The sequence below is a fragment of the Candidatus Nitrosotenuis aquarius genome (assembly GCF_002787055.1).
Classification (GTDB): domain Archaea; phylum Thermoproteota; class Nitrososphaeria; order Nitrososphaerales; family Nitrosopumilaceae; genus Nitrosotenuis; species Nitrosotenuis aquarius.
The window spans coordinates 1213465-1236673 of record NZ_CP024808.1 but is presented as its reverse complement, the minus strand read 5'-3'; the positions used below and the strand labels follow the sequence as shown (position 1 = coordinate 1236673).

The following is a 23209-nucleotide window of genomic DNA, read 5'->3' as shown; positions in this document are numbered from 1 at the left end:
GTCTAGCCTATATTCTTGATACTATTTGCTATTTCGGCTAGCTTTTTGAGGCTGTTTTTTTCCTTTTCCAGCATTGTTCCAATGACTAGCGCGTCGGCTCCTGCTTTTACTAGTTCTGAGGCGGTTTTGGCGTCACGAATGCCCCCACCCACTATAAGAAATCCCTTGAAGAGTTTGCGGACGGTTGCAACCATTTGGGGTCGGATGCTTTCCTTTGCCCCGGATCCTGCCTCCAAATACACAAATCTCATACCTAGGAATTGGGCTGCCAAACAATAGGCAGCTGCAATGTTTGGCTTGTCAAATGGAATGCCCCTGGCAGAGCCGACAAACCAAGCAGTTGTTCCTTCACCTATTATGATGTAGGCAGTCGGTAATGGCTCTAGGCCGAACTTGAGCACACTTGGGGCTCCAAGTGCCTGAGCCTGGGTGATATAGTATGGATTTTCCGAGTTCATCAGCGAGCTAAACAGTATAGCGTCTGCCGATGGAACCACGCCAGTAACGTTTCCAGGAAACAGAATTATTGGAATTTTGACTGCTTTTTTGATGTTTTTTACAACCTGTGCCATTTCTAGCTGGTCAATTGCCGAGGAACCGCCTACCAATATTGCAGAGGCGCCAATCTTTTCAACCTGCTTTGCTAGCCTAGCAGATTCCTTCATCTTTGATACTTCAGAGTCAATTAGTACAAACAGTAATGCGCCCTTTTTCTTGCGTGTTGCGCTCAGGTATTGCTCTACTTTACCCATGAAATTTGGTTTGAACCAATTGTTTTAAAGTTTAATTAAAATGTGGTATACAGAACTGTATAGCTATGGCAGAGATTGATGAGTCTAATTTTAACAATATTATCAAGCAAATTATCAAAAAATCATTGTTTACAGAGCGACAAATTCAAATTATTTTAAATCGAAAGAACCTCGCCGAGTTCGAGTTCGGCATCAGTAAGGGCGCATATTTCCGCCAAGTAAACCAATCCAGGGAGAAGTTGATGGGATTATTTTATTCGATAATTCTGCTTCGTGGCCTAGGCATATTACTTCCAGATGACATTGATGTGATATCTAGGCTCGCAGAGCAGGTTTCTGTGATAAAAAATAGTGATGTTTTCCCAGAAAGAGAGGAACAAGTGACAAATGTTATAGACAAATTGGTTCGTCAAGCATGTGGAATGTGACGAATCACAACCCAACTCTAACTGTTTTGAAATATAGTGATTAGTTATGATATGTAAGTTGATACAAAGTGTGAAGATTAGTTGGCCAATCATGATAAATCACATAGATCTTCACAACTAAGTGATGTTAGTAGAGATTCCCGACCCTCAGGTCATAGCATATGTCGTAGTTGCATTCGCAGTTGGGGTCTTTGGTATGATGATTTATGGTAAAATCAAGACTCTGAGCACACAAAAGACCTCAGATCCTGCCTATTTGTCACGCCTAGAATATTATGAAAGGCAGTTAATTGACATGAAAATACGCCTAGATGCCATGGATCTCGAGGAAAAACTACCCGAAGAGCAGCTTTTGACCAAAGTCGAGCCTATTTTGGAGAAAAAGGCGGAAAAACAAGTCCAAAAAGAGCCAGAAGAGGTCAAAATCGAGTCTACCAAGCCTGCTCCAAAGCCAAGAATGCCTAATATGGGTTTTGAAGGCATAGCAGAACACGTCTTAGGATTAATCACAGCCAAGGAAATGACGTCACGTGACATCCAAATCACAATAGGGAGAAGTAGAGAACACACATCCAGATTAATGAAGAGGCTTTTCGAGGAAGGTTTTGTTCAGAGAAACAACAAGACCAAGCCATTTACGTATCAGATCACAGAAAAGGGAAAGGCCAAACTAGGAAACCAAGAACAACCAATTACGGCCTAAGTTTTCAAAGGGAATTTCATTAGATATTTTCATTAGGCTTTCCTAATAAAATACACAGATGGTAATATTTTCATTAGTTTAACCTAATTTCCTACTTTTCCACTAAAATTTTATTATGTTTTACTAATTCAAGAAGTTTTAAATATCTTAATTTAATAATCTAATATGATGCTTACAGAAAATGATGAACTAGTCAAGATCACGGCTGTAGGAACCATCTCAATACCAAAACAATTCCGCAAATACTTGGGCATTCAGAAGGGTGATTATGTCAAAGTCAGCCTTCAAGGAGACTCGCTCATACTAAAGCGAGTAAATATCTCCTAGTCGGTTTTCTGAGGAATTTTGGCTATTTGGTATACCCAGGCTTTGCCCTGACGCAGGCGGTTAATCCTTCCTTTGGTGTTGAATCTGGCCAAATAGGTCGAAATTATGCTTAGTTTAATGGGTTCATTGTATTCGTCTTCGTATTTTTCCAGTATTTCATTAGAGGTAAAGTTGCCCATTGGGAAGTATTTGTCCACAATATGCCAGATTTTAGCCCCTACTGAGTCCAATTGGGGTGCCTCGTCCTGGTCCTCTATATTCATGAGGTTCATTAATTCGAATATTTTGATGACCTTGTCCCGGGTTATGTTGCCCTCGATGTTAAAGTTGTACTTGGCTCCATCCGAGTCTTCGAGGTCTATTCGTATCCTTTTCTTTGCCATTTTCGTGATCGATCGTGTTAACTGGTTAACAAATGAACGGATCCGGCCAGCTTTGTTAACTCCCAGCGTTGTTAACGTTGACTACGTAGCCCACGCCTGGCCAAAATTCACATGTTAACAGGCTAACCCCCTTTTCAGACTCCTAAACTCCTATTTTCCATGCCTGGAGTGGAAATAATTGGGTCTATTCTGGCTCGTTAACAATGTTAATGGCAACCTTCACGCCTGGACTCGAAATAATGGGGTCAAAATTGCCTTTTTTGGTCCTTTTCTTAACACAACGTTAACTTTTTGTGAATTTCCCACACACCATCATTTCCACTCTTTTTCTTTCTAAATTTTTTTATGAAAATCAAATTAAAAATAATTAATTACCAACTAAACTCAAACTATCATATTCATTCTAAACACTTCATGAATAGTCAAAGTTGTAATGGACTGGAAATTGAGGTGTGAGAGTTGACCGAAGACCCAGTCGACAGATTATTGGATAATATGGAAAGCGGCAAGTCCATAATTAAAAACCGCAAGGTTTTACATTTTTCTTATTTACCGGAATTGATCCTGCACCGAAACGAGGAGCTCGAAAAGGTTACCCAATCATTATCACCTATTTTGAAGCAGTCAAGACCGTCTAACCTAATTGTATACGGCAAGCCAGGCACCGGCAAAACCCTAGTTATAAAAAAAATACTGGACAAAATACAACAACGGGTAGAGAAATCAAAATTCCCAATCAAACTAATCTATTCTAATGCCAAGGATGAGGCAACCCTCTATAGCTTGTTTGTAAGCATTGGCAGGCAGTTGGACTTGGATGAAGACCAGATTCCGGCAACAGGGCTTTCAATATCGGAGGTTTTCAAGAGGCTGTTAAAGGCAATAGAGAAAAACCAATACAACATTGTCTTTGTAATAGATGAAATCGACTACCTAGCCCACCTAATTTCAAAGACGGGCAAGGACGTCATGTATCAACTAACCAGGGCAAATGAGCGCCTAAAGAACGGCTCACTGACCCTTGTAGGAATATCAAACGACCTTACCTTCAAAGAAAGGCTGGACCCACGCGTAATTAGTTCATTATCTGAAGAAGAGATTATCTTTACCAATTATTCCGTGGACCAGCTAAAAGAGATCCTAAAGGAGAGAATCAAGGAGGCGTTTGCTGAAGGTACAGTAGAGGACTCGGCGCTAAATCTTTGTGCTGCAATGGCAGGCAGAGAGCACGGCGATGCCAGGCGTGCAATCGACCTACTCCGAGTGGCAGGCGAGATAGCCGAGCGAGCTCAGGCAAGCAAAGTAACGGAAGAACACATCAGGACTGCCTCATCAAAAATAGAAGAAGACAAGGAAACAACAGCACTCCAATCCTACCCACTGCATGAAAAACTCTTAATCGTGGCAGTAATGAAGGCGTCAGGTCTTTCTACGGGCGAGATCTATTCCGCATACAAGACCCTTTGCAAGCAAATACGCCAAAAAGAGCTAACTCAAAGACGAGTTACTCAAATGCTATCTGAAATTGAAATGTCTGGGATTATTTCCGGCAAAATTGTCCACCAAGGAATTCATGGAAGGACAAAGAAATTCACACTGACGATTTCGCCAGAGACTGTCAAAGAGACATTCAAGTCGGAAGCGACACTGGAAGATATTATTTAGAAAAATCCTTGGTATAGACCTTGAAGGTCTTCAGATTTACCAAGACTGCGACTGCCGGTGTTGGCGTAATTCCTACTCCTGACTGGAAAGGAGTCTGTGATTGCCAGGCACCCGAGTTCAGAATTAGTATGTTCTTGTACAGGTCCAGATCTATTACATGGACGTGTCCCGCATGGAAAATGTCTGGCACCTCGTCAATTACCATATGGTCTTCTAGTTCTGGCGCAAGGGGGGTTTGCGCTCCATAAATTGGGCTCAGATGCCTAGCTTTTAGTAAATACTGCATTACCTTGGCTGGCTTGTCGTAGCTTAGGCCAGGCGTGGTCTTTACAATATCGTCCACTGACTGGCCGTGGAAAATTAGGACCTTGACGCCGTTTAGCGATATTATGGCCGGATTGCCTACCATGAAAAAGTTCTTCCTGCCCCACAAATCTGGATTATATTTTGCAGGAATTGCTGGTTGGGGCAACGCCCTTCTCCCTGGGTCGTGGTTTCCAGGCGCGATGAATACTTTGATGTGTTTTGGGACTTTGTCCAAAATCTCGTATAATAGTTTTAGTTGGTCTTGGGTGTTTAGCGCCACTAGCTCCTTGTCTTGGTTTGGGTAGATTCCAATTCCATCCACCACGTCGCCGCCCAAGATGAAAAATCGGACCTTTTTTGCTATTGGATCTGGGCTTGAAAGCCAGGCAACCAAATCCGAGAATTCCTTTTCCATGAAATATTTAGAGCCAACATGCAGATCCGAGACAAATACGGCATAGGCCTCTGTCTTTGAGCGGTTTGCTGCATGATCTGGAATGTCGGGCAAAATGATATCCTTGACAATAAAGCCGCCGTTTTTACTTGTGACAATTTTTTCCATTACAAACTGGTCCATTAGCAAGCCAGAGGCTGTTTTTTGGAGCTCCTCGTCAACTACTATAGTTTCCATTATTCCACTGGGGTCCTCTAGTGTTATTTTGGTGACATTTCTGTCGGTTCGCCTGTCTGTTACCAAACCACACACATAGACCTCATCTTTGGACTTGGTGGAAATTACGGCAGAAATGGATTTGACCATCTTTGCCTCGGGTCTATTGGACATGATTCGCTTTAGCTTGGCGTACCTACTAGAGAAAAGGGCAGTAAATCCTTGGACTCCTTCCGCAGAAGCAAGGTTAGGCGTGGGATCGTAGAGAATTTCGTGTCTGTCCTCTATTGATTCATCCTCTTTAATTCCTAGGAATGACTCCAAGTCTTTTTGCGAAATTAGGTATAGTTGCTGGCGTTCCTTTTCCTTTACGATTTGCTTTATGATCCTCTCTAGTTCTTTTACGTCTATTTGCTCTAGTATCTTTAGCGCGTCTGGATGAATTTGAAAGCCCTTGTTGATTACAAAATTTAATGCGGCACCAACATCGCTAATCATAAACACCATCACATCAAAACACGTTTTAATTAACTCTGCCTCAGATCAACAGACTCTTATTCACCGCGCAAAACTGAGAGATCAATTGAACAAGCGAATAATTCTGTTCTTTGTGTTTTTGGGTGTGTTTTCTGCGGCATTTTCTTTGGGTGCAGAAATGCAAGTCCCAGAGGAAGAGGCAAAAATTTTCCTAGAAGAATTCAACAAGCTTATCGAGTCTCTAAAGGGCGAGAATTTTGGGTTTGAGATCTTTATGCACAACACTCAGATCGCACTTGCAATGTTCATTCCTGGGTTTGGAATCGGCTGGGGTGTGTTTTCGGCAGTGTCTACTGGCTTTGCGTTTGCCGCACTAGCTACTACTACTCCCCTGTTAGGTGAGATTCCACCACTTGCGCTGATCTTTGCGACCCCGTTTGGCTTGATGGAGCTTGCGGCATACTCACTTGCAATGTCTAGGAGCTTTATTCTGATTGTGGCGTTGTTCAGAAAAACCCCACTAAAGGAGCAGTGGAAGCCATTGGTAATAGAAATCGGAATTGTGATTGGCCTTCTTTTGGTGGGGGGTATTATCGAAGCCTACATGATAGAGAGTTTTGGGGGCGAAGACCTAATGCCGAAACTCAATGAAATCAAGAATTGACTAAATTTTGTGGCTTGGCCAAAAATAATTCAGTAGTAAATTATAAACAAAATCAGGACATGACTATACTGTGAAGTACCTAGCCATTCTAGCCGTGCTCGTAGGCATAGTTTTTGCCGCATCTATGAATAATGCCGAGGCACAGGTCTCAGGCAACAAGGCATTCACGTTTTCTGGAAGCGGCTTTGCAGTATCTAGCACGTCAATTTCCGATTCTAGCGCAGAAATCACATTTTCCATAACCCAGACAAAAACAAAATCAGACTTTACGCTCCAAGACGGCGTGATCATGGTTGACCAAAAAGACTGGGATCTGTCTGAATTTACTGGCTCTGTACTGCAAAACGGCAAGCTCTTCAGATTCAGTGCCAAGGCAACAGACCAGCAAGGCAAAGAAGCAACCATCACCGGAATTGCAAAACTAATCGACAAAACAGCAACTGAATCAATCTATACGTTTAGTGGAACAATAACGGACTCGGCAAAACAAAAAACAAAACTGGTCTACACCAGCAAGGTTTCCGAGTTTTTAGTAAAGCCAATAGACAAGACTCCAAAATCTGACGTTACCATCAAGATTCTAAAGGGAGCTGCAAATCCCCAGGACGCTACATACAAGACCCAGACTGCTGGGTTTAGGTTCAATTTTGTATCAGAAGACAGAATAACAATTCCGCCGGGCGGCACCATCACATTTGTAAATGAAGATGATGTTGCCCACTCACTAAAGTCTGGCACTGCAAATTACAACTCTCATAAAAAGACATTCACGGCGGACGGCAAGATTTCAAGCGGTGCCATTGCACCAGGAAAATCCTGGAGCGTGACATTTGACGATCAGGGGTTCTTTAGACTGTTTGATGAGGATTACCAGCACATCGACCTTACTGTCTTTGTCTTTGACACATCCAAGATTCCAAAAACAAAGACACCGCTGAACTAGAAATTAATGTAGGATTCCAACTTGTGCTGGTTGATTACCATCACGGACAGATCAGAAAATTCCTTTCCCTCCAAATCCGAGACAAACCCGACAAACTCGGTTTCTTTGTCTGTGGTCAGGAATTCGTACACATGGACGCGCAACCTTTTGGTATCAAAACCATTTTTCCTAAGGTAATGGGCGATTTCTGACTGCATAAAATGCTTGGTTGGGTCGCGTGGCCAGGGCCTTGGCACTAGAACAACAGAGAATCCGTCCAGTATTGCCTTTTGGAGTTCCAGTTTTTTCTCCTCAATTGGAGTTGTGATGTGCATTGTGATTACTTTGGAGCGGTCAAGGGGAACCTGGGCTTTGGATGCAGCTACCTGAGTTGCCGAGATTCCAGGAATTATGGTAATTTTGCCAAAGATCTCAATTAATCTATCAACCACTTCAGACTCGGAGAAATTCACGTCACCAGTAAATGGAACTACTAGCTTTTTTTGGCCCAGAGTTTTTGCTACTTTTTGGTAGGCCTCTTCCTGATTTTTCATTGTGATTTCGTGTACTTCTTTTCCCTTGAGCAGAGACTCGATTGTCTGCATAGTATACTTGTAGCCAATCACGACATCGCAGTCAAGGATTATCTGCTTGACTAACTCTGTGACATATTTTGGCGATCCTGGCCCTACTCCTACCGCAAAAACATTCGTCATGATTCCATCCTTGATTTTATGTATTGGACTATGGGAACCCAGTTTATTTTCAGAAAATTCATTGGTGCCTTTGCTGGATAGCTGACCCAATCACGCACAATGGAAAGATGGAATTTTCTCTCTTTTTCACCATCCCGTAGCTTTAACACCAGGATGGAGCCCCAAGGCTTTTCTTGTGTATCTATATTGATTACATCGGACATGCGATATCTTGTGTTTTTCTCGTTTTCTAGATCTAGTGCAAGATTTTTTTCGTCATATCCATCATGAACCCAAATTGTGTTCTCTGGGTCTTTGAGAAGCATTAGAGTTTGGCGTTGAACAGTTGACTTCCACCACTGAGGCTTTGCCTGTGTCTTTGATACAAAATACAAGCCCTTGTTGGTGACAAAAAACATGCATTCTTTACCTCGTGCGAATAATTTTTTTTCTTCAAGCCATACTGACAATAGATGAGTCTTTATCTTCTCATCAGAATCCATAAAATCCCAAACCTCGGCCGTTGTTAAAAACTAATGGCATTAGCTTTTATTTGAGATGGCAAAACCCTCCGTTGTTGCGACATTTGTTCATTATTTCTGTAATTGGCTTGTTGATTGTTGGGCTAGCGCCTGTATTTGCCGAAACAGAAATCTCTGACAAAGTTGTAGTACTTACCACACAATCTGGAGAAATGGTAATAGAGTTATTTCCAGCAGACGCTCCAAAGACAGTAGAGAACTTTTTAAAACTAACAGAAGAGAAATTTTACGACAGAACCGTATTTCACAGAATAATCAAGGATTTCATGATTCAGGGTGGTGATCCAAAAACAAGACCGGGTGAATACCAAAAGCTAACTGAATGGGGAACCGGTGATGCTGGATATACAATTCCAGGCGAGTTCAATACAATCAAACACAAAAGAGGAATTGTCTCCATGGCTAGGGGTGGCGATCCAGACAGTGGCAGCTCACAATTTTTCATAGTGCATCAGGACACGCCTTCCTTGGATCAGAACTATGCCGTGTTTGGCAGGCTGGCAACGCAGGCAAGCTTTGAGACCTTGGACAAGATTGCAAATCTGGAAACCGGCGGTGAAGGAACAAATGACATTCCTTTCCAATGGGGCAATGCAGAAATTCTCAAAGCCGAAGTCAAAAACAGATCCGACATTGTAGACTTGCTTGAGCAAGGCGAGCCGGAAAGAGTCACTCCAAGAACCACAGAACAAGTTCCCTATTCCAATGAGAAACTAGGGTTCTCGTTTGTTCCACCGGCAGGATGGTTTACACAAGAGCCACAAAAGCGAAACGCCGAAACACCAGACGTAGTAGCTGTTGGCGATAAAATTGGCGGATTCACACCAGCAATTTCTGTTTCTGTTAAATCCGGAAATGGTACAACATTGGAACAATACTCTGAAAATATCATGAAAACATTGCAACCAGCAATTGATTCCGGAGTACTCGTCATTCAAAATGAAGAAAAAACCACTATCCGAGGAAATGAAGGCTATGTTAGAGAGGCATTAGGTACATTCAATGTAACTGGAACACAAATCAAAGTCAAGTTCAAAGAAGTTGTAATACATTCTGGCGACAAATTTTATACTCTGACATATACTAATAGCGAAAATAATTTTGCAGCTACAATGCCGAAATTTGATGCCGTACTAGAGTCATTTTCTACTAGTGCCCAGCCAACTGATCTGGGTCCAAAAGACAATGATCCAAAACCAGTGGGCGAATGTGCCATTGCAACCGCTGCATTTGGATCTGAACTTGCTCCCCAAGTACAAGCCTTGCGAGAAATAAGGCAGAATGTTCTGCTTGGAACTAGCTCAGGCACGACTTTCATGGCTGGATTCAACGAATTCTATTATTCATTTAGTCCTGCAATAGCTGATCTAGAGAGGCAGAGCCCTATTTTCAGGGAAATAGTAAAGGCGACAATCACCCCAATGCTGTCTACAATGTCGATTCTAAGCTATGCCGATATTGACTCAGAGCAGGAAATGCTGGGCTATGGCATTGGAGTAATACTGCTAAACATTGGTATGTACTTTGTTATGCCTGCCATAATAATTGTGAAAATAAAAAATAGATTTTGGAGCTAGTGCAAAAACCTCGGAATCTTTTTTGCGATATGCGCAATAGAGATTCTTCCTGGGCCCATGGTTATGATAGTCAGGTTTGCAGCAAGCAAAATCAGATCAAACTCATACGCGCCTTGGCCTGTAAAGTTTTCCGCCTTTTTGACGTGAAAGATTGCGCCAAGCATTATGATTGACAGTATTGACGCAGAGATTCTGTTTAGGACGCCTACAATTAACAAAACTCCACAGACGGATTCTGCAAGAATGATCGGCATTGTCATTTCTGCTGGCATGCCGAGACTGTTTACAAATCCGCCAAAGCCTGGATTTGCTGCCTTACCTAGTCCGTGTACCAGAAATATCACACCGACTGCCAGTCTTAGACCTAGGTGAGTGATGTCATTGAGCTTTCCTTCCTTGATGTTAGCTTCCATTGGTATTTCGGCCCGTTGACGATATAATAAAAGGTTCTACTGATCTACTCTTGAGAAATTGGCAAATTCTAATAACATAGAATACAAAAAGAGAATAATCAAAACCTGGAATGAAATCGCACCTCGCTACCATAAGAGATGGGTCGGCAAAAGTACGGGACCATTCCAAAGCACGCAAAAACTAGTTTCCATGGCAAAACTCCGCCGTGGAAATACCGTGCTTGACTTGGCGTGCGGAACAGGCGCAGTAACCAGGCAGATCTTGGCCAAAATAGGAAAATCTGGGCATGTGATTGGCCTTGACAGCTCGCAGGCAGCACTTGCCATAGCAAAAAAATCAATCAAGGAAAAAAATGCGGATTTTGCCATATTTGATGCAGAAAACTTTGAGTTTAGCCAAAAGTTTGATGCCGTTACGTGCCAGTACGCCTTGTTCTTTTTCCCAAATGCGACAAAGGCATTGGCCAATATCAAAAAAGCCCTGAAGAAAAACGGGACACTTGCATTGGCTGTCCACGGCGCAGGGGATTCGGTTCCGTATTTTTCAAGCATTTTGGATTCTGTGCAAAAATTCATCCCTGACTATCTTCCGTCCGGGGCGCCAGACCTGGATAGATTTGGGACAAAAGAAAATCTCAAAAAGGCAATCGTACGGGCTGGATTTAGCAACGTTGTGATCAAAGAGCACAAGTTCTGGTATTCGCCTGGCACATTTGCAAAATACTGGTCTGACTATCACAAATATCTGGCAAAGCCCTTGCGGGAAAAGCTAGACAAGCTAGATCAAAAACAGAAAGCAGAGCTGAGAAAAACTGTTTTAGAAAAAACCATATCTTATACAAGAAACGGAATAATTAGGTTCCCTTGGAAGGTTCTAGTTCTTTCTGCACAAAAACCGTAACAAAAATTGTTGGGTGTTTTTCCAATTTTTTATTGGAAGCACATGCCCCAACAAAATGACTCCACGTGATCTTGTTGTATTGGTATCGTAGTTAGGTGCGTGTATGTGTAAAGTGGACAGCCCACTCGTGCCCTACAGGACGATCAGTTCTTTTGTGAACTTGTGCATGTTAATCGGTTTTTGCTGCACAATCACAGAATCTTCGATTCGCACGCCGAATCTGTTTGGGATGTAGATCCCAGGCTCTACTGTGATTGCCATGTTTTTTTGCAGTATTGTGGTGCTTTTTTGAGAAATGGTTGGGAACTCGTGTACCTCAAGGCCAATCCCGTGGCCGGTTGAGTGAATGAAATATTTTCCATAATTGTTCAGGTTGATGTGATCCCTACATGCATCGTCTACGCTTTTGCATGAAACATTTGGTTTTACAGCTTGCAGGCCCAGTCTTTGCGATTCCTTTACAATTTCATAGACTTCTCTTGCCTGGTCTGAGATTTTGCCCAGGCCGAATGTTCTTGTGGAGTCGCTGACATAGCCCTTGTACCGCAGTGTAAGATCAACTACTATGAGATCACCACTTGCAAATTTTCTATCCGTGACTTGGGCGTGCGGCAATGCACCATTTGGACCTCCGGCAATAATTAGCGGATTCAGAGTAGAGCGATAGCCTGTTGCAAACATGTCTTGCTCCATTGCAAACGCCATTAGTTTTGCCTGCAACTCAGACTCGCGGACTCCTTTTGCTATTTTTTTAGTGCAAAGCTCATACATGTCGTCTAGGATTTTGGATGCTTTTCTAAGAACTGTAATCTCGGATTTGTCCTTTATTTCGCGGGCTCGATAGAAAGGATCAGTGGAATGCTTGATTTTTGGCATGGATTTTTTGAGTAATTCCATGGTATCGTAATTTTGGCAGTCGGTGCAGACCTTTTTGCCCTTAATTTTTTTGATCAGAGCAGATAGCAAGCCAACTCCGCGCTCTGATGTTATCACATCGCAATCTATGGCGTCGTCCTTTGCGCGACCAACTTCAAGCTCTGGTGCAATTATGGTGGTGCTGCCGTTTTTTTCTAAAACCCCGATCGCCTCGCCCCAAAACCCAGTCAGATAAAACAGGTTTTCTGGCTCAAAGCAAACAAGGGTGTCGCAGCCGATTTTTTGCGCATGGAGTAGAAGTGTTTTTCGGCGCGTTTTCATGCGTGTTTTGACGCATGATGGTGAATTAATCTTTGTTGGAACATTTGTATACTGGAAAACAAGCTTTTCCTCGTTGGAAGAAAAGAAAAAAGTGGTTGCGTTGCTCTCTGGAGGCCTTGACAGCCAGCTAGCTGTCAGAATGATGCAAAAGCAGGGCTTTGAGGTTTCTGCGGTTGCAATCAAGACTCCGTTTTGTGATTTTGATTGTGGTCGTGGCTGTGGATTTGAGATTCGCGAGCGTGCAGACGCACTAAATGTCAAGCTAAAGACGGTTTACCTAGGAGATGAATACATCGAGATGCTAAAGAATCCAAAATACGGGTTTGGTGCAGGAATGAATCCGTGCATTGACTGCCGCTCTATGATGTTCAAGGCAGCAAAACAACACATGGAAGAAATTGGCGCCGAGTTTATCATTTCTGGCGAAGTCTTGGGCCAAAGGCCAATGAGTCAGCACGGGCCTGCACTAAAAACAATAGAAAAGGAATCCGGCCTAGAAGGACTAATTGTTAGACCACTGTCTGCTGGACTTCTTGGGAAAACAATCCCAGAAGAAAAGGGCCTGATAAAACGTGAAGACATGGGCAAAATTCGCGGCAGAACTAGAAGAACTCAGTTAGATATGGCAAAGGAATTTGGAATTGAAAATCCACCAAACGCAGGCGGAGGCTGTCTGCTAACTGATCCGGCATTTGGATTACGAGCTAAAGACTTGTTCTCACATGTGGAGAATCCGACTGTAAATGACATTGACTTGCTAAAAATTGGCAGACATTTCAGACTGGATGAGAAAACAAAACTAATTGTTGGAAGAAACAAGGACGAAAATGATGTGATAAAAGCACTCGCATTACCAAATGATATTTTGTTTGTAGCTCGTGATCATATGGGCCCAGTCTCCATACTGCGTGGAGAAAATCTAGAGCAACACAAACCCCTGTGTGCTGCAGTGACACTACGATATTCCGATGCACCAAAAGACTCTGAAAACATTGTTACAATACAGCATAGTGATGCCATCTCAGAAATCTCTGCAAAAAGCGCATCCGAGTCTGACTATATCCAGTTTAGAATCTAGGAACAAAACTGTACGTTTGTGCGTAATTTTCTGCGAAAAGCTTTTTGAGGGATCACCTAGCAGTATTGTTGTATAATGCAAAAGACAGAAAGCCCAACTTATCTAAAGGCAATCACAATTCGTGATCAGAGCGACATTCACTCTATCAAAGACGACATGAAAAAAAACATGATCCTGATTTTACGAGTAACACCACTTGCGCAAAAAGACGTTGAGCAGCTCCGCAAGCTAGTAGAAGAATTGTACACCCAAGCAAAAAACTTCAATGCGGACATTGCAAGACTTGGCGAGGAGCGAATTATCGTCACGCCGCCAGGTGTCAAAATCTGGAAGCCGGAATACGATCTGAAATAATATTAAAATTTCACGGATAAATTCTACGCCCTCTTAATATCGAGTCAACTTCAAATTTACAAATTGCACAAAATATTGCTTGCAGGAATTTTTATTCTGGCAATTGGAATGCCGCTAGCATTTGCAGATCCCACAAAAACCATACGGGAATGCGAGACTTTATACCCTGAACTAGAAACGCTTGGCAAGACCAAGTTCTTGGAGCGATACATGCACCATCCAAATGTTCGAAGCTGCCTTACTTTGTACAATGACATTTCTTGGTTTGCAGAAGAACCGGACAGAACTGATCGACTGATCGCATTGCTGGGTGAGCCGATCACAAAAAAGACAGTTCGCGATCGTTTTGATCGCACCGATGCAATCCCACAGTGGATCAAAGACGATGCGACACGCTGGCACCAAGGAAAAGAGCGCGACAACATTTTCTCATATGGAATTAGATTTCTGATAAACTCTAAGATGATCGATGTACCGATCAGTAAATCCGATCAGCAAATCTGCATGCAAGACCAGATCTGTGTTGCAAAAAACAACTACATCCGATATTCGATCAAAGACGAAGATGGTATAACAAATCTGACCCACACCTTTGGAACGCCTGGAGGCATCATAGCAATAGCCTCCGTGGAGATAACCAAGGACAAAAAAATACTGGACAGCTTTCATATCAACTCGGAAGGCCTAGTGGACCACACAAAACAATACTATAGATTTGTGCACAAAATCCCAGTGGAGTTAGGCATGACAATCCAATCCGAGCACGAAATTCAGACCATAAGCGAGGTTGTCTTTCCGTACAAAAACCAGCAAAGAGATGCAGTGATTGCTTGGGATAAAACCAAGCAGTACCAAGAGGTAATTGACAAGAAAACCGGCATAGTCTTGTTTGCGAAATTCCAGGACAGGATCAAAAAGACGCAGTGGAGCGCAGAACTCACAGATACAAACGCCTTTGTGGATGAAATAGAGATCCAATATCAAGGAATGCGGATTCCCTCTTGGGTAAAAGACCCAGTAAAGTGGTGGACAGAAGGCAAGATCTCTGATTCTGAATATGTCAACAGCATAAGCTACCTGATTAAAAACAAAATCATGCAAATCTAACCATAAATAGCAAAAATACACCAGAACAACATTGGTAATATCGCATTCAGAAAAAGTCAACTGTTCGCAGGAAAAACTATGGGGGTTGCTTTTGGACAAAGCTCAGCATCCGGAGCGAACCATAAGACAGGTCACGGAATCCAAAATTCTGGAGACATATCCTGACGGATTTTTACGAGAAATGAGTGCGGTTGGCCTCAACATTAAAGAAAGAATAACCATAGACGCAAAAAATCAGCAAATCCGATTTGTCCTAATAGACAATGAAATCTTTGATGGTTATTTTCTAAACAAAATTGAAAACAAAAGCGGCGAGCTGGTTCTGACATACACACAAGACTGGAAGCCAAAAAACCCCGAAGTGCAAGATCTTGACTTGCAGTTTCTGCCTGTCTTAAAAAACGCAGTGCTTGCAATGAAAAAACTAGCTGAGCAAAGCTAATCTTGGATTAAAAAATATTAAAGAAAAATTTGAAGTTATTTGTTGGTGATTGTTTTAGTTGTTGTTTTTTTGATTGGTTTTTTGACTTTCTTGGTGTCCTCCTTCTCAGTTTTCTTGTCTGACTTCTTCTCAGTTTTCTTGGTGTCCTTTTTGATTTTCTTTTTATCGTCAGTTTTTGTATCTGACTTTACATCAGATTTTGTTGTATCGGATTTGACAGAATCTGAAGTATGACTCCAGATTTGTTCTCCATCATATTTGAGTCTAGATAGCCCTTGTTTATCTAATCCCTGAATGTTCTCTGGCAACGGTACATATCCCAATGGCTTTGAGAATTTTTGTCCGTCGGTAATCATCCAGTACAACATGTGGACTAGAGTTTGAGCCATATCCTTGTTGGATACTGCTTGATTGAGATCCTCATAGACTAGCAGATACGTAAAGCTGACAATTGGATACGAGTTTTGGCCAGGTGCCAAAACCATACTCACTTGACTCCAATCTGCCTCTGGCTTTGGTATTCTTTCTACTGGGTACGCCTTGGCGCCTTCAAAGACAGTGTCGAATGTTGGTTCTACAAAGGCTGTCTTGTCGCCGTTTTGCAAATATGCAACAGTCATTTCGTTTGCCTTTGCATATGCCAACTCTACATAACCAATAGCATATTTTGTATTTCGAGTAGCCCATGCAACACCTTCATTTCCAGCTGCCCCAACTCCTGTTGGCCATGCAACGCTTTTGCCTTTTCCTACTTGTTTGTCCCAATCCGCACTAACCTTGGATAGATAATCGGTAAAGACGTAGGTCGTGCCAGAACCATCAGATCGTCTTGTAACAAGAATAGGCCTGTCTGGCAATTTTAGATCTGGGTTGTTTTCTTGGATTTTTGGATCGTTCCATTTTTTGATTTTTCCAAGATAAATGTCTGCTACGTTTTCACCAGTTAGCTTTAGTCCGCTTTTTGGAACTTCTGGAATATAGTATGCCAGTACAACAGAACCAATTGCTTCTGGTATGTGTAGTGTACCCGGTGCAAGTTCTCGCTCTTTTATAGTAAGAGGTGCGTCTGTTGCACCAAAGTTCACGGTTTTTTCCGTGTGCTGCTTTACTCCACCACCGCTACCGATTGACTGGTAGTTCAGATTCACATTAGAATAGATCTTGTTGTATTCTACTCTCCATGTATCAATTAGGGGGTATGGAAATGTAGCTCCTGCACCAGTTATCTGAAATTGTTTATCAGACTTTGGTGGTGCTGGCTCTGCTGCCTCGACTAAAGGAGCAAAAACTCCTGCCATCAAAATTACACCTAGTATTACAGATAGTGTTTTCTTCATTGATTGTAAATCAATTCGTTTGTTATTTACAAATAATCGACATAGATTACATTTTTTACGTGATCTATATAGTTGAAAGTCTATCTGGAGTTAATTTTTCTCATTTGGATGCGTCGGTTCTGTATCTTTACTGGCACGTTGTTCCACCTGTAACAATCTGGCTCTTTTTCGCATTCTGAATTAATGTAATCCATTTGTTGTTTCCCTCAACCTTGATTCCCGCCATATCTGCTGGTGTTTTACCTTCCAATGCCATGTGAGGGCGTACATAGTTGTGATAGATTTGATATCCTGTTAGAATAGGTGTGTCTGGGTTCTTTAGACCACGCATGACTTTCTCTCGATCTCGGATCTCACCGTTTAGGCGTTCCATTTTGTTGTTATTTCTATCATTGTTAAAGTGAATATGCCTGACGTGTTTTGGAGATTCTAGTTTTTCTTTCAAATATTCCATTCTGTAAGCCTCTGCGAAATTTGGTGCACCATCAGTAACCAATACCTTTGGTTTTGCACCTGCAAATTTGGAGGCATTCTGGAACAACGGTTGAACACATTCTGTGTATTTTGTATCCGCTACCTGTTTTGCAATCCAGAATCTCGTCTGATCATCAAGCATTGCATAGAGATATTTTGTATTACCCTTTACTTTGAGGTATAATTCATCAGCTCTCCACTTGTTGCCCAGTGTAGGAGGAATGTTTTCCAAATAAGATTCCATTAGATTGACATATTTTTTGATCCAACGATACACGGTCATATGTGATACCTTGTTTCCTTGCAACTTCAAAAAATTACAGACATTTCTTAGGGATTCTCCGCTGAAATAAAGTTGTAAAGCTGACGTTATTGTTTCTGGGCTAGCTCTCATTTTCTCAAATCCTATATTGAAAACAAACCATCTCTTACAATCATTACAATAGAATCTCTGTAAATCTCCAACTTTATTTTTTCTAATTCCGCGCTTTATGATATTACCTGAATAGCAGAAAATACACTTGTTTGTTGTTAGTTCTTCTATACATACTGTTCTAAAAACTTCGTTTCTGATTAGTTGGCTAAATTCAACTGCGTAGATATGATAACATTTTACCTTTCTCCACTGATGATCAGGGCAGTCGCAGACAAAACCTGTTTCAGTTTGTACTACATCATACCATGATTCATGTTTTAATGACTGTGATCTAACTTGATACCAATTATCATCAATACGCCTTATCTGATTCGGCTTCTCAGCTAATGCCTTTCCTTTTTCTTGTCGCGTGTTGTTATCTGATTTCATTAGATATCTTATGATATACAGACCAATATTAATAAATATATCGATAGATATCATAAGATACATGGTAATGAAAAGAATCTTAGTTTCTGTGCCTGAGGAAATGGAGAAAGCACTAGAAAAAGAAAGAAAAGAACGACTTCTTGAAACCGTGCCAGAAACTATTCGGGTCATTTTGAGTGAGCATCTAAGAAAGAACTGACAGATCTACTTTCTTGAAAATCACTCTATGGCCAGTATGACTTACAAGCATTGTATCACCAGCTTTAATCTTTAATTCTTCTCTGATTTGTTTTGGAATTACGACACGTAATGTTCCGTCTTTCTTCGCAAGGTGTACAATGATTAATTCTTTTTTTGTCAAAATATCACCTACCTTTGGACAATAACGCAGTTATGATCAGCTTTTTAAGTAATAACTCAGTGATAGTGGTGATCACGGAAAATATGGTAGATGAAAAAGCAATAATCACAGCTTTTGTTGCAATAATAGCGTCAGTGATTGGTGCCGTTGTATATACACAAAGTATGAGTGTTTTAGAAAACTCATCGCTGATACAAAATACACCTAATGGACAACAAACTTGGGAACAACTACAACAAGCACAAGAACAACAAGACAATCTAGAAGATGCTAAAAATTTACAGAAGATAACAAAGAATCCAAACAAAGCGTCATTTGATCTTCTGATATATGGATTACCGATTGCGTTGATTCTCGGATTAGTTGCAAAAGCAACAGGTAAAATATAGTCGAATGTTTGCAATCCAAGTATTACACTCCCCACATGGTCTGGCAAGAACACATCAAAAGGAGGTGAAAACAGACTAATGGTTTTTAGAATAATTCTTGGCTCGGTACTTACTGGTGTTGGAGGATTTCTTCTACTCACTACAATGTGGGCAGGAATGCCCGCTATGGGAGAAGCACCGATAATACCATCACCAATAGAATTCGGTGAAAAACTACTGGATATTGGGATAAAGGCTACAATATTCGCAGTAGGTGCGATGATTCTAGGTAGTGGAGTCAGGGCTCGTTCCTCCTACGCTTACCCATAGAATAGCCACGATAGTAATAGCCTGCATAAAACAAGGCTATCCCGAATAGGATTTGGGTGAACATATCCAAGCCTATATTTTCCATTTTTTTCCTCCAAAATTACGACGTGCCGAGCTGTTACAGGAATAACGACGTGCTAATAATGATACAAGACCGATGCGTCAATTCCTGGCTCAACTATATAGTGTATGGGTATCACCATATTCTACCAAATCAATAAAGATTCTTCTTTAGTAAATGCAGATTCCAATTTTACACAATGAACACACAAAATATGAAAAAGACTTCGGTAATCGCAGCACTTGCAATTGCATCAATTGCTTTGGTGGTTGGCCTGTCACAGACTGAAAACATCACTGCACAAAGTGCACCAACAGGAAACAGTGTCTATGTCTTTGCAGAGGGAGTGTATCCACAAGCGACATTCAAGTTCAGGGACGCAACTGTAACATATGATTTCCAATTATATGATACAACTAGCAATCTCTTTAGCGCTTCAGTAGCTGGAGCCAACTTTGCATCTGCAAAACAAACAGCACCGGAATTCACGCTAATTCGAATTGTTGGTGATACGCCATATTTGCACAAAGCAGTAGACCAAACTTTTGAGTGGGGCGGAAGGGGTGCGATACAGGAATATCCATACAAGTTCTTTGATGTCACCGTAGACTTGGTTCAAGCAGGACAATCATCAAGATCAATGGAATACAAGGATTGCTCTATCCAAAACTACAAGATAAACACAAGAACAGATAATGAAGAAGCATACACAACAGGTGGAAAGACTGGCTTTGCACTTACAGAAACATATACATTCATTTGCAATGGATTTACACCAAAATCTCCTCTGTTTGACGCAATGATGGAAGAAAAGCAAAACCGAAAACCATACCAATAAAGAATTTTTTCTTTATTTTTAATTTGAGAAATTTATGTCTATTTTTCACTCACAACATCGCGAATGGTTTCATTAACTACAGTCTCTATTATATCGCTAGAGTACTCCGCAGTCCTTCTGATGTCTTCTAGTGTGAATTTGACTATGGTGGAATTTTTGAACTCCTTCATTCCATACATTAGTTCTTTTTCTTTTTCTACGACTTGAAAGATGTTTACTGCTACTTTTTCTGCCAGAACGTGGTCTTTTTTTGTCAGAGCGGAAATTGAATTCTCAAAGCATGCAATTGCGTCATTGCTCAGTGACTCTAATTCCTTTAGTAATTTAGGCTCCAATGGCTCTTTTAGGAATTTTATTCTCTTTGCAATTAGCGCTGCATGATCAGCAATTCTTTCTATTCTGGAGATTACAGTTCTATAGTTAAGGCAGTCTGATGGCTGTTCGAGGCCGACATCATACATCATGCTGGAATTTTGTATTGCCATGATAAGAGTCCGCATCATGTATAGGCCGAACCTGTCCACCTCGTCATCCATTTTCACCACTTCTTCAGCGTATTTCACATCAAATTTTTTGAGCGCATCCATTGCCTCCCGATGCATGTTGGCAGTCATCAGATACATTCTTCTTAACGCCACATCAAATGTCAGCTCTGGCAGCCTGGTCAAAATTTGAATTGTGATTGACTCGGAATCTGACTCGACAATTTCGGTGCCAATCATGGACTTACGCACAAGATCTTTTATCAGTCTAGAATATTCCGGAGGAATCTTTACTCCTTTGGAGCTGATCTGAATTGTCTTGTATCCGCCTAGATACAACGCAATGACTCTACGCCTAATTGATTCTTCAGAGTCCTTTTGGCTTATGGCAAGTGTTACTTTTTTTGCTGGCTTTTCACTGCCAAGTCCAGGAAATAGTGTCATGGATCGGTTTGCGTTTTTTATAATGGTCATGTTATCGCCGTTTTTGATTCCAAGCTCGTCAATCCATTTTTTTGGCAATGAAATTGTGTATGTGGAGCCGCCACTGATCTGTATTCGGCGTGTCTGTTTAGTGTCTTCCAGAGACTGCAATGATTAACAGAAATAAAGTAAGTAAATACCGTTTTGGTCTTTATAATATATTGATCAATATAGAACTATAGTGACTCAGTAGAATATGTGGATCTCGGATAAAGCAACAACAAATCAAGTCATAATTGTTGCTGACAAACAAAAAATCAAGAATTTCTGCCGATAAAATTTTTAAAATTACAGCAACAGTTGCTGGAGTCTATGTTCTTGCCATAATTGTATTGATTGTGTTTCAGCTGTACTCAGAGTCTCATCTTGTTTGGGAACACGAGGGCCTGGGCTTCATAACTGGCTCGGAATGGAATGCAGTTGAGGGCAGAGAGGCCTTCGGAGCTGCTCCGTACATTGCAGGAACACTGGCTACAGCAGGCCTTGCAATGGCAATGGGCGTTCCAATTAGCATAGGAATTGCCATGTTCATTTCCCAGGCTCCAAAATTCATCGCAAATCCACTTGCAATAGTAATTGATCTGCTGGCGGCAGTTCCAAGCATTATCTATGGATTTTGGGGCCTGCTAGTTTTTCGAGATTTCTTACTATACAACATAGAGTATCCGCTCTATGATACATTTGGACAAACTATCTGGCTTTTTTCATCTGCTCCGTTTGGCCTAGACATCTTTAGTGCAAGCATAATTTTGGCAATAATGATCATACCAACCATCTCTGCAGTTTCTAGGGAAATAATGATCGCAGTTCCCCACATGCAAAAAGAGGCTGCCTACATGCTTGGCGCAACAAAGTGGGAAATGTTCAGACTGGCAATCTTTCCCTATGCAAAGACTGGCTTGATTGGCGCAGCAATTCTGGGTCTTGGCAGAGCAGTGGGCGAGACAATGGCAGTAACAATGCTGATCGGCAATGCGACAGGCCCTAATGCGTTTCCGCAGACTTTGTTCCAACCGGGCCAAACAATGTCTAGTATCATTGCAAACGAGTTCATCGAGGCATCTCCTGCGTCGTTGCATTTGCCTGCATTAATTGGAATTGGATTCACGTTGCTTTTGGTTGCAATTGCAATCAACATTGTAGCACACTTGTTGGTATCTAGAATGCTCAAAGTAAAAGAAGGAGTGATAAACACATGATGTCCTCGATTCAGAAAAGGGCGGAATACAGATCATTATTCAGACACAATGTCAGGGGTAGACTAATCATTGACAAAATTGCAATGGGCATAGTTCTTGCATGTGTGGTAATTGCGATCATACCTCTGGGCAGCATTCTGGTAGAGGTTTTCAAAAACGGCCTAGCTGCTATTTCAATAGAATTTCTGACCCAAGTTCCAGGCGCAATAGGAACTGGTCAGGGTGGAATTGGGCCTGCCATTCAGGGTACACTGATCATAATAGGCATGTCTAGCCTGATTGGCATTCCAATTGGAGTGATGTCTGGAATATTTCTGTCGGAATTTGGCAACAACAAGCTTGGTAGAACAGTTCGATTTTTCAATGACGTGTTCATGGAGTTTCCGTCTATTGTTTTGGGGATCTTTGCGTTTTTGACCATAGTTTTGTTATTAGGGCATTTTTCGTTGTGGGCCGGCGCATTTGCACTATCGCTTATCATGTTCCCAATTGTTGCTAGAACCACAGAAGAATCCCTCAAGCTAGTCCCGCTGACATACAGAGAAGCAGGCCTTGCCCTGGGCCTCAGGCAATGGGTAGTAACATTTCGTATAGTTCTCTCGGCTGCAAAAAACGGCATGATTACTGGAATTTTGCTTGCAGTGGCAAGAATCTCTGGAGAGACTGCACCACTAATAATGACAGTTCTTGGAAGCAGCCAGTTCTTTGCAGGCTTTGATTCCCCGATGGATGCGCTTCCACTTCGAATTTGGAGACTGTCTTTGCTTCCATATGATAGCGCGCAACTCCAAGGATGGGGGGCTGCATGTGTTTTGATCATGATAATCCTGGCAATCAACATTGGAGTCCGATATTATTTTGCCACAAAGAGCAGCTCTAGAGGTAAACTGTTCTACAGAATCATGGGAGGCAAAAAACAATGACTGCG

General features: G+C 41.7%; 29 protein-coding genes. 18 read left to right on the top strand and 11 right to left on the bottom strand.

The annotated features are described in order from the left end of the window. Nucleotides 1-2 precede the first annotated feature (2 nt). The gene (locus NAQ_RS07205) at nt 3-752 is read right to left on the bottom strand and encodes a phosphoglycerol geranylgeranyltransferase (RefSeq protein WP_100182886.1); all 750 of its coding nucleotides are present in this window, start codon (nt 750-752) and stop codon (nt 3-5) included. A gap of 65 nt (nt 753-817) precedes the next feature. Here NAQ_RS07205 and NAQ_RS07200 point away from each other — a divergent pair, with 65 nt between their 5' ends. The 3 genes from NAQ_RS07200 (at nt 818) to NAQ_RS07190 (ending at nt 2210) form a co-directional block, all read left to right on the top strand. After that, the gene (locus tag NAQ_RS07200; protein WP_100182885.1) at nt 818-1180 is read left to right on the top strand and encodes a hypothetical protein; all 363 of its coding nucleotides are present in this window, start codon (nt 818-820) and stop codon (nt 1178-1180) included. 124 nt (nt 1181-1304) lie between these two features. Next, nucleotides 1305-1883: a MarR family transcriptional regulator gene (locus tag NAQ_RS07195; RefSeq protein ID WP_100182884.1), complete on the top strand. Its 579-nt coding sequence runs from the start codon at nt 1305-1307 to the stop codon at nt 1881-1883. Between the two features lie 165 nt (nt 1884-2048). Then, nucleotides 2049-2210: an AbrB/MazE/SpoVT family DNA-binding domain-containing protein gene (locus NAQ_RS07190; RefSeq protein ID WP_100182883.1), complete on the top strand. Its 162-nt coding sequence runs from the start codon at nt 2049-2051 to the stop codon at nt 2208-2210. On the opposite strand, the gene NAQ_RS07185 is transcribed toward NAQ_RS07190, so the two are convergent. Continuing rightward, entirely contained in the window at nt 2207-2593 is a 387-nt protein-coding gene (locus NAQ_RS07185) for a hypothetical protein (RefSeq protein WP_100182882.1), read from the bottom strand. The two genes, NAQ_RS07190 and NAQ_RS07185, sit on opposite strands and share 4 nt — an antisense overlap. A 495-nt stretch (nt 2594-3088) precedes the next feature. Between NAQ_RS07185 and NAQ_RS07180 the strand changes: the two genes are divergently transcribed. After that, nucleotides 3089-4258, top strand: a complete 1170-nt coding sequence (locus NAQ_RS07180) for an AAA family ATPase (protein ID WP_100183513.1) — start codon at nt 3089-3091, stop codon at nt 4256-4258. Here the strand turns inward: NAQ_RS07180 and NAQ_RS07175 are convergent. After that, nucleotides 4251-5672: a DNA-directed DNA polymerase II small subunit gene (locus NAQ_RS07175; RefSeq protein ID WP_100182881.1), complete on the bottom strand. Its 1422-nt coding sequence runs from the start codon at nt 5670-5672 to the stop codon at nt 4251-4253. The genes NAQ_RS07180 and NAQ_RS07175 overlap by 8 nt on opposite strands. Nucleotides 5673-5757: 85 nt before the next feature. Between NAQ_RS07175 and NAQ_RS07170 the strand changes: the two genes are divergently transcribed. Together NAQ_RS07170 and NAQ_RS07165 are read left to right on the top strand one after the other, a co-directional pair. Further along, a complete protein-coding gene (locus NAQ_RS07170) occupies nt 5758-6315 on the top strand; it encodes a stage II sporulation protein M (protein WP_256387149.1) in 558 nt (185 codons plus the stop codon). A 70-nt stretch (nt 6316-6385) separates the two neighbouring features. Continuing rightward, nucleotides 6386-7258 (top strand): cupredoxin domain-containing protein, encoded by an 873-nt coding sequence (locus NAQ_RS07165; RefSeq protein WP_100182880.1) that lies wholly within the window; start codon nt 6386-6388, stop codon nt 7256-7258. Here the strand turns inward: NAQ_RS07165 and NAQ_RS07160 are convergent. Both NAQ_RS07160 and NAQ_RS07155 read right to left on the bottom strand, forming a co-directional pair. Next, entirely contained in the window at nt 7255-7953 is a 699-nt protein-coding gene (locus NAQ_RS07160) for an SAM-dependent methyltransferase (protein ID WP_100182879.1), read from the bottom strand. The genes NAQ_RS07165 and NAQ_RS07160 overlap by 4 nt on opposite strands. Further along, a complete protein-coding gene (locus tag NAQ_RS07155) occupies nt 7950-8435 on the bottom strand; it encodes a hypothetical protein (RefSeq protein ID WP_100182878.1) in 486 nt (161 codons plus the stop codon). The genes NAQ_RS07160 and NAQ_RS07155 overlap by 4 nt, the downstream gene beginning before the upstream one ends. Nucleotides 8436-8509: 74 nt before the next feature. Here NAQ_RS07155 and NAQ_RS07150 point away from each other — a divergent pair, with 74 nt between their 5' ends. After that, nucleotides 8510-10051 carry a peptidylprolyl isomerase gene (locus NAQ_RS07150; protein WP_100183511.1) on the top strand — a complete coding sequence of 514 codons (1542 nt, stop codon included), beginning with the start codon at nt 8510-8512 and terminating at the stop codon, nt 10049-10051. On the opposite strand, the gene NAQ_RS07145 is transcribed toward NAQ_RS07150, so the two are convergent. After that, entirely contained in the window at nt 10048-10464 is a 417-nt protein-coding gene (locus NAQ_RS07145) for a DoxX family protein (protein WP_100182877.1), read from the bottom strand. The genes NAQ_RS07150 and NAQ_RS07145 overlap by 4 nt on opposite strands. Before the next feature lie 58 nt (nt 10465-10522). Between NAQ_RS07145 and NAQ_RS07140 the strand changes: the two genes are divergently transcribed. Further along, on the top strand, nt 10523-11365 hold the full coding sequence (locus NAQ_RS07140) for a class I SAM-dependent methyltransferase (RefSeq protein WP_245871568.1): 843 nt from the start codon (nt 10523-10525) through the stop codon (nt 11363-11365). Between the two features lie 132 nt (nt 11366-11497). Here the strand turns inward: NAQ_RS07140 and NAQ_RS07135 are convergent, their stop codons facing one another. Continuing rightward, complete coding sequence (locus NAQ_RS07135) at nt 11498-12562, bottom strand: aminopeptidase P family protein (protein WP_100182876.1); 1065 nt, start codon at nt 12560-12562, stop codon at nt 11498-11500. On the opposite strand from NAQ_RS07135, the gene NAQ_RS07130 reads away from it, so the two are divergent. The 4 genes from NAQ_RS07130 to NAQ_RS07115 all read left to right on the top strand — a co-directional run bounded on the left by NAQ_RS07130 (nt 12561) and on the right by NAQ_RS07115 (nt 15543). Next, entirely contained in the window at nt 12561-13640 is a 1080-nt protein-coding gene (locus tag NAQ_RS07130; RefSeq protein ID WP_100182875.1) for a DUF814 domain-containing protein, read from the top strand. The two genes, NAQ_RS07135 and NAQ_RS07130, sit on opposite strands and share 2 nt — an antisense overlap. 75 nt (nt 13641-13715) lie before the next feature. Next, entirely contained in the window at nt 13716-13994 is a 279-nt protein-coding gene (gene sepF / locus NAQ_RS07125) for a cell division protein SepF (protein ID WP_100182874.1), read from the top strand. Nucleotides 13995-14057: 63 nt separating this feature from the next. Continuing rightward, nucleotides 14058-15101, top strand: coding sequence for a hypothetical protein (locus NAQ_RS07120; RefSeq protein WP_100182873.1), 1044 nt, complete (start codon nt 14058-14060; stop codon nt 15099-15101). Nucleotides 15102-15132: 31 nt separating this feature from the next. Further along, complete coding sequence (locus NAQ_RS07115; RefSeq protein ID WP_100182872.1) at nt 15133-15543, top strand: AtaL-like protein; 411 nt, start codon at nt 15133-15135, stop codon at nt 15541-15543. A 35-nt stretch (nt 15544-15578) separates the two neighbouring features. On the opposite strand, the gene pstS is transcribed toward NAQ_RS07115, so the two are convergent. Continuing rightward, a complete protein-coding gene (pstS, locus tag NAQ_RS07110; RefSeq protein ID WP_100182871.1) occupies nt 15579-16880 on the bottom strand; it encodes a phosphate ABC transporter substrate-binding protein PstS in 1302 nt (433 codons plus the stop codon). Nucleotides 16881-17007: 127 nt separating this feature from the next. Next, nucleotides 17008-18213 (bottom strand): DDE-type integrase/transposase/recombinase, encoded by a 1206-nt coding sequence (locus NAQ_RS07105; RefSeq protein ID WP_245871566.1) that lies wholly within the window; start codon nt 18211-18213, stop codon nt 17008-17010. A gap of 13 nt (nt 18214-18226) precedes the next feature. On the opposite strand from NAQ_RS07105, the gene NAQ_RS10435 reads away from it, so the two are divergent. After that, nucleotides 18227-18358, top strand: a complete 132-nt coding sequence (locus NAQ_RS10435; RefSeq protein WP_256387148.1) for a hypothetical protein — start codon at nt 18227-18229, stop codon at nt 18356-18358. On the opposite strand, the gene NAQ_RS07100 is transcribed toward NAQ_RS10435, so the two are convergent. Next, nucleotides 18344-18520: an AbrB/MazE/SpoVT family DNA-binding domain-containing protein gene (locus NAQ_RS07100; RefSeq protein WP_162858692.1), complete on the bottom strand. Its 177-nt coding sequence runs from the start codon at nt 18518-18520 to the stop codon at nt 18344-18346. The genes NAQ_RS10435 and NAQ_RS07100 overlap by 15 nt on opposite strands. A gap of 14 nt (nt 18521-18534) precedes the next feature. Here NAQ_RS07100 and NAQ_RS07095 point away from each other — a divergent pair, with 14 nt between their 5' ends. The 3 genes from NAQ_RS07095 (at nt 18535) to NAQ_RS07085 (ending at nt 20117) form a co-directional block, all read left to right on the top strand. After that, complete coding sequence (locus NAQ_RS07095; RefSeq protein ID WP_100182869.1) at nt 18535-18909, top strand: hypothetical protein; 375 nt, start codon at nt 18535-18537, stop codon at nt 18907-18909. A 78-nt stretch (nt 18910-18987) separates the two neighbouring features. After that, the gene (locus NAQ_RS07090) at nt 18988-19218 is read left to right on the top strand and encodes a hypothetical protein (RefSeq protein WP_100182868.1); all 231 of its coding nucleotides are present in this window, start codon (nt 18988-18990) and stop codon (nt 19216-19218) included. A gap of 260 nt (nt 19219-19478) precedes the next feature. Then, nucleotides 19479-20117, top strand: a complete 639-nt coding sequence (locus NAQ_RS07085; RefSeq protein WP_162858691.1) for a hypothetical protein — start codon at nt 19479-19481, stop codon at nt 20115-20117. Nucleotides 20118-20155: 38 nt separating this feature from the next. On the opposite strand, the gene NAQ_RS07080 is transcribed toward NAQ_RS07085, so the two are convergent. Beyond that, nucleotides 20156-21193 (bottom strand): phosphate signaling complex PhoU family protein, encoded by a 1038-nt coding sequence (locus NAQ_RS07080; RefSeq protein ID WP_100182866.1) that lies wholly within the window; start codon nt 21191-21193, stop codon nt 20156-20158. A 125-nt stretch (nt 21194-21318) separates the two neighbouring features. Between NAQ_RS07080 and pstC the strand changes: the two genes are divergently transcribed. Next, nucleotides 21319-22281: a phosphate ABC transporter permease subunit PstC gene (gene pstC, locus NAQ_RS07075; RefSeq protein ID WP_245871565.1), complete on the top strand. Its 963-nt coding sequence runs from the start codon at nt 21319-21321 to the stop codon at nt 22279-22281. After that, nucleotides 22278-23204, top strand: a complete 927-nt coding sequence (gene pstA / locus NAQ_RS07070; protein WP_245871564.1) for a phosphate ABC transporter permease PstA — start codon at nt 22278-22280, stop codon at nt 23202-23204. The genes pstC and pstA overlap by 4 nt, the downstream gene beginning before the upstream one ends. The last annotated feature ends 5 nt before the right edge of the window (nt 23205-23209 follow it).